6 protein-coding genes are annotated in these 8,768 nt (G+C 31.1%); 5 read left to right on the forward strand and 1 reads right to left on the reverse strand.

The window, feature by feature from the left end; genetic code table 11:
- Both CQA44_RS10275 and CQA44_RS10280 read left to right on the forward strand, forming a co-directional pair.
- Positions 1–492: DUF262 domain-containing protein (locus CQA44_RS10275; protein ID WP_309544892.1), on the forward strand; the 492-nt coding region annotated here is incomplete at its 5' end.
- Positions 493–1,023: 531 nt separating this feature from the next.
- A complete protein-coding gene (locus CQA44_RS10280) occupies positions 1,024–2,814 on the forward strand; it encodes a DUF262 domain-containing protein (RefSeq protein WP_115547151.1) in 1,791 nt (596 codons plus the stop codon).
- 629 nt (positions 2,815–3,443) lie between these two features.
- Here the strand turns inward: CQA44_RS10280 and CQA44_RS10285 are convergent.
- Positions 3,444–4,601, reverse strand: coding sequence for a multidrug effflux MFS transporter (locus CQA44_RS10285; RefSeq protein WP_115547152.1), 1,158 nt, complete (start codon positions 4,599–4,601; stop codon positions 3,444–3,446).
- Positions 4,602–6,180: 1,579 nt separating this feature from the next.
- Between CQA44_RS10285 and CQA44_RS12430 the strand changes: the two genes are divergently transcribed.
- From CQA44_RS12430 to CQA44_RS13025, 3 genes are all read left to right on the forward strand, one after another.
- Positions 6,181–6,366: a hypothetical protein gene (locus CQA44_RS12430; RefSeq protein ID WP_147289789.1), complete on the forward strand. Its 186-nt coding sequence runs from the start codon at positions 6,181–6,183 to the stop codon at positions 6,364–6,366.
- 312 nt (positions 6,367–6,678) lie between these two features.
- Positions 6,679–7,314, forward strand: a complete 636-nt coding sequence (locus CQA44_RS10290) for a YqcI/YcgG family protein (RefSeq protein WP_115547153.1) — start codon at positions 6,679–6,681, stop codon at positions 7,312–7,314.
- 104 nt (positions 7,315–7,418) lie between these two features.
- Positions 7,419–8,513: a LysE family transporter gene (locus tag CQA44_RS13025; RefSeq protein ID WP_220272157.1), complete on the forward strand. Its 1,095-nt coding sequence runs from the start codon at positions 7,419–7,421 to the stop codon at positions 8,511–8,513.
- Positions 8,514–8,768: the final 255 nt, after the last annotated feature.

An 8,768-nucleotide genomic window follows, 5' to 3' on the forward strand; every position in this document is an offset into this window, starting at 1 on the left:
AACAAGGAGCATACAAATATGGAGGCAAAGCCAACAAAAATACTAGACTTTATAGGAAAATCTCAAAATGCACAATTTGTTATTCCTGTTTATCAGAGAATGTATAGCTGGGAGGAGCAGCATTGTGAAAAACTATGGAGTGATATTTTAAAAGTTGGAGATAATGAAAGGGCAGTAGCACATTTTATGGGTTCTATTATGTATATAGGAGATAGTCATTCTCAAACTGCTATCAACGAGCTTGTAGTCATTGATGGACAACAAAGGCTCACAACTCTAACCTTGCTTTTAATAGCTTTGCGTGATATTTTAGAAGAACAAGAGGAGATTTTAGAAAAATTCTCAAAGAATAAAATTAAAAATAGATATTTGATTAATAGCGATGAAAAGGGTGAGAGACAATACAGACTAATTCTCTCGCTCACCGATAAAGAGACTTTAATAGCACTCATTGATAAAGATAAGAGGATTAAAGAATCACAAGAATCTTAAATAAACAAGATGAATAAAGGAGGCAATAGCTTAAGAAATATTAATGAATCTAAAGTATAAAAGAAAATTTCGTCATAATCAACTTCTAGCGTTAGGTAAAAAAGAAATAAGCTACAACAAGAGAGGAATACTCCTTGTTGTAGCTCTTGTATAAAGTGTTAAAGAAAAAATAATGCTTTAGCTATTGGAGTTCTGCAAGGAGTTATAGAGATTTATAGATACTTAAAGCTAAAGCCTTAGTATTATAAATCTTAGTGTTGAAAGTTAAATCCTTAGTATGATAAAATTGAAATGTTGAAAGGATAGAAAGAGGCTTTATAGGCTGTGGGGGGTGGGTTATCAATCCTATTAAAAATAAGTTTTGAAACTTTACTAGAATAAATCAATAGGAATAATAGGTGATTTTATAAGATAATGAATAAATAAAATTATAGAGAAATCAGGTTGGAATGGATATTATAGGATTGTTAAGTTAAGTCGTGGTAAAATTAATTAAGAAAATTTACAATATAGTAGAGAGGAAAATAGGCTATGGCAGAGATGAAAACAGAGCGCAAAAGTGTGTTTGAGTATTTATCAAAAAACAGATTCTTGATTCCAATGTATCAAAGGGCTTATATTTGGAGTGAAGATGAATGTGAGCAATTATGGGACGATCTTTTTAATTTTTTTAACAACATATCTAACAATAGTGATGAGTATTTTTTAGGTTCTATTGTGATGTATAAAGAAAATGGAAAACAAAATATTATTGATGGGCAACAACGAACAACCACCTTAAGTCTCTTAATTCGAGCTTTATATGAAAAAGCTATTAACCAACAAAATAAAAATATTCCAGAACTTATTAGCCGCTTATCATCTTGTCTGTGGGATAGGAATCAACTTAATGGAGAAATAAACTTTGAAAAACCCCATCTTAAAAGCGAAGTCGCTATTAATTCAGACAATGAGCTTTTAGAGAGAATTTTAAGTAACACTTATCAATTTGAAAAAGAAAAAATAGATAATATTATAAAAAAATCTTCTTGTAATTATGAGAAAAATTATCTCTTTTTTATTAAGAAAATTGATGAATTAGCAAAAGAACAGCCAGCAGATTGGTTTAATTTTTGTCTCTCCTTATTAAATTCTTGTATTGTTTTGCCTATTGAATGCGATGGACAAGAAAATGCCCTAAGAATCTTTAACACACTCAATAATCGTGGAGTGTCTTTGAGCGTGTCAGATATTTTTAAAGGGCTTATTTATGCGAGTAAAAGAAATGAGCAAGATAGAAAGAATTTTGCGATTGAGTGGAAAAGCTTAGAAAACAAGATTGTAAATTCGCCTTATTTAAAAAATGAAAATATAGGATTCTTATTTGCTCAATATGAACATATAATTAGAGCCTTAAATGATGAATTAGATACAGTTATCCCTAGCACTTTAGATTTTTTTACTAAAAAAGATAAAGAAAATTCTAAAAAGAAAAAAGTTAATTTTGCGGCAAATAAGGATTTACTAGCTAAAAAAGAAACATTTATTATTATAAAAGACTTAGCAGAATTTTGGTGTAATCCTAAAGAATATTTCTCTTATTCGGCACAAAAATATTTTGATATTTTAAACATCTATCAAAATAAACTTTGGCAAATGGTTGTGAGTATGTGTTTTTATGTTCATAAACCTCAAAAAAATATTAATGATGAAAGCAATATCTTTGATAGAGTTTTACCACAACTTGTTAGCTATTGTGCCTTAGGGCTTATTTATGGTAAAGGTGGTAGCTCTGGTTTGTTTTGGGGATTTATGAGAGCAAATATTTTAATCAGGGAGAAAAGAGAATATATATTTGAGCCTTCTTTAAATATTCCAGATTTAGTAATGCCAAAGATGGATTATTTTACGGATTTTTGCGTGAAAGCTTTATCTAAACAAATCAGGTATATTTTAATTATCTATACATTGATTTATAATGAAAATCAAGAGTGGGAATGGAATTGTAATAAGAAAAATTATAGTGTTGTTAAGGGTGAGATTGAGCATATTTTCCCAAAGAAATGGACAGAAGCAAATTATATGGGTTGGAATGAAAAAGACGCACAAAAGTTTTTAGAATATATTGGCAATAAAACTTTGCTTGAGAAAAAACAAAATATCCAAGCTGGAAATGAATATTTTACAAGAAAAAAACCGCAATATTTAGAATCTAATTTTTTAGAAATGAAACATCTAGGCAGTAGTAATAAAACAAATTGGACTAAAGAGGATATAGAAACAAGAAATGAGGAGATTTATAAACGATTAAAAGAATTTTTTGAGAAAAACTTAACTAAATAGCATACCCTGCTATATTTCTAATCTTTAAGAAATTCTATGACTAAAATAAATTTAGCTATTCCTATCCCTGTAAGCCTCCCTCTTTTTTGATTCTTATCCTTTTAATCTTTGATAATGCCTCTAAGCCCTCTTTACTCTATCTTAATTCTCAAAGCCCTAATTAATCTATCTTTTAATACCAAAGCCACATTAATCAACTCCCTATTCATCTATTTTTCAAAGTCAAAAATCCTAATTAATTCTCAAAGCCCAAATTACCATTGAATTGAACTCTCAAAATCTCAATTAACATTAATTTAATACAAAAGTCTTAGTTAGCCTCTTATTTACTCTATCTTAATAAAAGTTTCAATAAGCCTAAATACAAGCTAAAAGTCTCAATTACCCTTAAAAAAGCTCAAAGCCCATTAATTAAACCTCTCATTTCAATATACCTCCTAATACCAAAGCCTAATTAACTCTCATTTAAGTTATTTCCCAAAGCTAAAAGTTTCAATTACCCTTAAAAAAGCTAAAAGCCCATTAATTAAACCTCTCATTGCAATCTATCACCTAATACCAAAGCCTAATAATTATCCCCTCCATATCAGCCATTATCCAATGCCAAAAGCCCCAAATTAATCCTTAATTCAGCTATTCCTCAAAGCTAAAAGTCCCAAAATAAGTGCCAAGAGAGAGCAGAGAATTATTACAATGCTTGTAGAAAAGAAAATATCATTGATACCCGTTAGAGGCGAGATAAGCCCGCCAAAGGCAAAGAGGGCGAAACCTAGAATGGCTGAAGCATTACCAGAATTTCTTGTCTCTAGCTGCATTGCTAGGCTTGTCGAAGAGGGCAAAATAAAGCCCAAAAAGATAAATAACACCACAAAAGCCACTTCAAGAATTAAGAGATTTACCCTAAGGTTTAGAGCGGCACACACAAGTAAGCCAATTATCACCATACCATATAATCCTAGCTTTAGGGCTAATTTATCATCTCTAAAAAGGGGCATTATGCCCGCACCAAAGGTAATGCCAATGGCTGCCCCTGCAAAGCATAGAGAATAGCTTAACTCATCAAGCCCAAAATGCCTTTGAAAGATAAAAGAGCTTGAGGCAATGAAGCTAAACATCACGCCCATAGAAAGAGCCTGTGTTAAGGTATAAAGGACAAAGGGCTTGTTTCTTAAAACCCTAAAGAAAGTAAAGCTTTTTAAAAACCCCTCCTTGATTCTATGCTCCTGTGCTAAACTCTCCTTAAAAAAGATAATGCAAACAAATAAGACTACGCCTATGCCTAGCAAAATGCTAAAAATAGCGTGAAAATCTGTGTATTTTAAGACAAATCCCCCAAATATAGGCGCACAAATGGGGGCTATCCCCCCTATCGCTCCTAAGATAGAGAAAAACTTGCTTAATTCCTCTTTTTCAAACAGGTCCAAAGCCACAGATTTAGAAATCACTATTCCCCCACTTCCCGCAACCCCTTGAATAAACCTTGAGATGATGAAAGAATAAATGTCCTTTGAGAGCAAGCAAGCGATAGTAGAGATGATAAATAAGCCTAGAGATAAGAGCAAAATGCTCTTGCGTCCATATTTATCGCTCAAAGGTCCCATCAAAAGCTGCCCTAGTGCTAATCCTATAAGAGAGAAAGTTAAAGAAAGCTGGACTAATGAGGTAGTGCTTTGGAAAACCTCCTTGATATTAGGCAGGGCAGGAAGATAAAAGTCTGTTACAAAAGGACCAAAGGCAGATAGCATTGCCATATTAAAGAATAAATAGATTTTAGAGTTTCTTTGCATACTAGCTCCTAGAATTTAAGAGTGATGATTTATGCCCGCATTATAGCCAATGAAACCATTTTGAAACTTAAAGGTTTTAGATATTTTTCTCTTAAAAATTGCAATTTCTATTAGGATATAATTTTACAAGAAAGAAAGGCTAAAATGATTTGACATTAGCTCCCTTGAAGCTTAAGGAATAAAAATGTGGATAATAAAAGATTATAGATTGATATAGAAAGTTTTATTCTTAAAGTTGAAGCAAAAAAATAAGTAATAAAATAAGTTAAGAAAAGTCCTCATTGCTTAAGCAAATATCTCTAATCCTAAAGATTCTATGCTTCACTCTTAAGGAATAAGGGGAGGAGTAAAAGGGTGCTATTTATAGGGCTTAGTAAGGCTCTGCGATGTGGTCTCTCTCCCTCTTCGTTAGGGTAAAAGGGTGCTATTATAGGGCTTAGTAAAGCAACACTTCATCATTATGTGGAGTGCAGCAAAGCAAAATGTGGCTATGGGGCGTAAGTAAAAGAGGCTAGGTGAGCAAACAAGCCCTAAAGGCAGTGCAAGCACCTAAATAAGATTTATGGGATTTAGCAAGAAAAGATTATTCTATGAGGCTTAGAATCTAAAAGCAATAAAATTAGAAACGATACTAAATAGGCTAAGTAAAGTTTTACAAGAGATTTAGAATCTAAAAAATCATACCTCCATAATCACAGCATAAATATTTGATGAAGTTTAGAATCTAAAAAATAAAAGCAAAGTCTTTTAAAAAATTTGCAAGACAGGCTTTACAAAAATTTAGAATCTTAAAGCATTAAAAGTTATCATTGTATGGCGGTGTTGTGCTGGTTTTATAAAGCTTAGAGTTAATAAAAGTAATTTTTTTGTTTTACAAGTTGTGTTTTACAAAAGCTTAGAATCTAAAGTCAATAAAAAAGCTTAAAATTGCATCTGCTTTGACATAAGAGTTTTATAGAGTTTTATAAAAATTTAGAATCTAAAACATTAAAATTAAGCTAGAATTTATAAGTAAAAGTTTTATAAAAGCTTGGAATCTAAAGTCAATAAAAGAGCTTAAAAAGTTTTAATTTCTTTTCTTTTAGTTTAATAAAATTAGAATCTTAAAGCATTAAAAAAGCTTAAAATTGCATCTGCTTTGACATAAGAGTTTTATAGAGTTTTATAAAAGTTTAGAATCTTTAAAGCAATAAAGGCTTTGCATTGCTATGCCCCTTAGTTTTATAAGATTTAGAATCTAAGATACTAAAATATATCACACTAGATTTATCACAGAAGTAACTTGATTTTACAAAAGCTTTAAGATACTAAAATTACCACTTTTAGATAAAGAGTAGGAATTATCTTATAGAATTTAGAATCTTAAAAGTAAAAAATGCTAGAATTAGGGGGCTTGGAGGATAAAATTTTATAGTAGTTTATGAGGCTTAAAACCTAAAAAATAAAAATATCATCTACAAGCTATAAGAATAAAGAATGAGTTTCATAAGATTTAGAATCTAAAAAATCATACCTCCATAATCACAGCATAAATATTTGATGTAGCTTAGAATCTAAAAAATAAAAGCTTTTGAGATTAATGCTGCAAGACATAGCTTTACAAAAATTTAGAATCTTTAAAACATTAAAAGTTATCATTGTATGGCGGTGTTGTGCTGGTTTTATAAAGCTTAGAGTTAATAAAAGTAATTTTTTTGTTTTACAAGTTGTGTTTTATACAAGCTTAGAATCTAAAGTCAATAAAAGACTCAAGGTGATAAGGTAATTTGCGGAAAGGTTTTATAAAAGCTTGAAATCTAAAGTCAATAAAAGAGCTTAAAAAAGCTTAAAATTGCATCTGCTTTGACATAAGAGTTTTATAGAGTTTTATAAAAATTTAGAATCTAAAAGTATTAAAATTAAGCTAGAATTTATAAGTAAGAGTTTTATAAAAGCTTAGAATCTTAAAGCATTAAAAAAGTGCTAGAATGTGAGGAATATGAATGAAATTTAGAATCTTAAAAACACAAAATACCAAAATATCTAATCAATTTTTCAAAGAGGCTTTTTCTAAAAAAAGCTTTAAGGTAGAGTTTAGATGAAAAAAAGAGGAGGGAGCAAACACACAATACAAAATCTAAAATTCCCTTGTATTTTTGCCCTTAAGGCATATAAGATTCAAAGTATCTCTCAAAGACTAAAGGCGTTAAGTTTGAAGTGCTGCAACCTTAAGGCATATAGGATTCAAAGTATCTTATTTTTATTTATCCCCATTAATCAGATAAGAAAATTAATCAATGGTGTGATGGAATACACAGAATTTGTAAAAATCACACCTATTCATAAAAGGATTTATAACCCTCTAGTCATATTTTTTCAAAATCAATTTACTAGCCTTGTTGAAGAACAGACTTTTGCTTGGCAACAACTTCTCTTAAAACAATGGCTAGACTATATCCCTATGAATCCAAATGATTCTAGATGGAGCTTTTGTTTTAATGAAGTAGAGCTATTTTTCAATGTAAGCTGTCCTCATCACAAAATTTTCAGAAATAGGAATTTGGGTGATATTGCATTTGTGATAAATCCTAGAGAAAATTTTGATTATGTGGCTAGTGGAGGTAAGAAACAAGGGATACATATAAGAGAGATAATAAGAGATAGGGTTAAAAAATATAATAATAACTATCTACCAAAAGATTTGGGCTTCTTTGGCTTTAAAGGACAGCTTTGAATGGAGGCAATACACCCTAGATGAAAACTACCCTAGATGAAAACGCTCTGCACACTAAAAAAGAAACATTCTTGTCCTTTAAAAATCTCTAAAAAGGAATCTTAATGACTGCAGTCTTATTTTCTTATATCCTAGCAGTATTCTTGCTCATTGCGACACCCGGTCCTGTGGTGGCACTCGTGATACGCAATGCCTCATTTTATGGTTTTAAGATAGCATTTTTTACAAGCATAGGCACGAATTTTGCCTCTTTACTTTTGATAGCCTTTGCTATTGCTGTGATTTTGGGTATCTTTAGAATCTCTCCTTTTGCATTATCTGTGATGAGCCTTTTGGGCTGTGTGTTTATCTTTTATTTAGGGGCTAGCTCTCTGTATCAGAGAAACTATCAGCATAAATTAGCTAAAGAGACAAATTTATCATCTAGCACATTCTTACCTAACCTATCCTCTGATGTATTAGATAATTCATCAAATCATCTCTCTAATTCATTAGATAGCTTGTCAAAAGTAGAGAGTTTAAAAGAAGATAGCTTGTCAAAAGTAGAGAGTCTAAAAGAAGAGAGTCTAAAAGCAGATTGTCTATCAAAAGAGAATTGTATAAAATCAGAGGGTTTAAAAGTAGAGAGCTTGTCAAAAGAAGATTGTATAAAAGAAGATTGTATAAAAGCAGAGGGTTTATCAAAAGAAAAGAGTTTCAAAGCAGATTGTCTAAAAGTAGATAACTTATCAAAAGCAGATAATTTATCAAAAGACCCATCGCCTAGCCTATCAGAAAACCTGCCCTCACTGCCTAGCCTCTCGCCAAGTTTTCTTTCATCACCCAGCCTCTCACCTAGACTTTCACCAAGTTTGAATCAAACCACTAAAAACACTCATCATTCTAATAAAAATTTTATTTCTAGCTTTTTGGAGGGCTTTGGGATTGCTATCAGTAACCCTAAGGATATTATATTTTTCGTGACGTTTTTCCCTCAATTTATCAATATAACAGATTCTATCGCCCTAAGCTTAGGCATTCTAGTTGCGATATGGATTATCTTTGATTTTTGTATCCTTATTGCTTATGCTATCCTTATGCAAAAGGCTATTTTCTTGCGATATAAGAGCCTTATTGGGATTATTAGTGATGTTATTTTAATGCTTGTTGGATTAATTGGATTTTATTATTTATTTGAGGGCTTATCGCTGAATGAGTAGAGCAACCTTTAATGTGATTTATCAATGATTCCCTGCATTATCCCCTAATCTTAAACCTTTCTAAACCTCTGTGTTGCATCTTAAAGCTTTTTAAGTGATAACAAAGCCTATCAAAAAGATTAAAACTTAAGCTTGACTTTTAGCCTTTTTAGAATCTTTAAGAGATTCTTCAGCCTCTAAAGGGGGTTCAGAATGACAAGAATCTTTATTTGTCATCTTTGCAAGTGTGGGTGATTTGCTACCGCAATGCACAAG

The sequence above is a fragment of the Helicobacter sp. MIT 14-3879 genome (assembly GCF_003364125.1).

Excerpts from the sequence above, each read along its gene's own strand:
- CQA44_RS10280 (WP_115547151.1), top strand. The coding sequence starts at position 1,024 with ATGGCAGAGATGAAAACAGAGCGCAAAAGTGTGTTTGAGTATTTATCA.
- CQA44_RS10285 (WP_115547152.1), bottom strand. The coding sequence starts at position 4,601 with ATGCAAAGAAACTCTAAAATCTATTTATTCTTTAATATGGCAATGCTA.
- CQA44_RS12430 (WP_147289789.1), top strand. The coding sequence starts at position 6,181 with ATGCTGCAAGACATAGCTTTACAAAAATTTAGAATCTTTAAAACATTA.
- CQA44_RS10290 (WP_115547153.1), top strand. The coding sequence starts at position 6,679 with ATGAAAAAAAGAGGAGGGAGCAAACACACAATACAAAATCTAAAATTC.
- CQA44_RS13025 (WP_220272157.1), top strand. The coding sequence starts at position 7,419 with ATGACTGCAGTCTTATTTTCTTATATCCTAGCAGTATTCTTGCTCATT.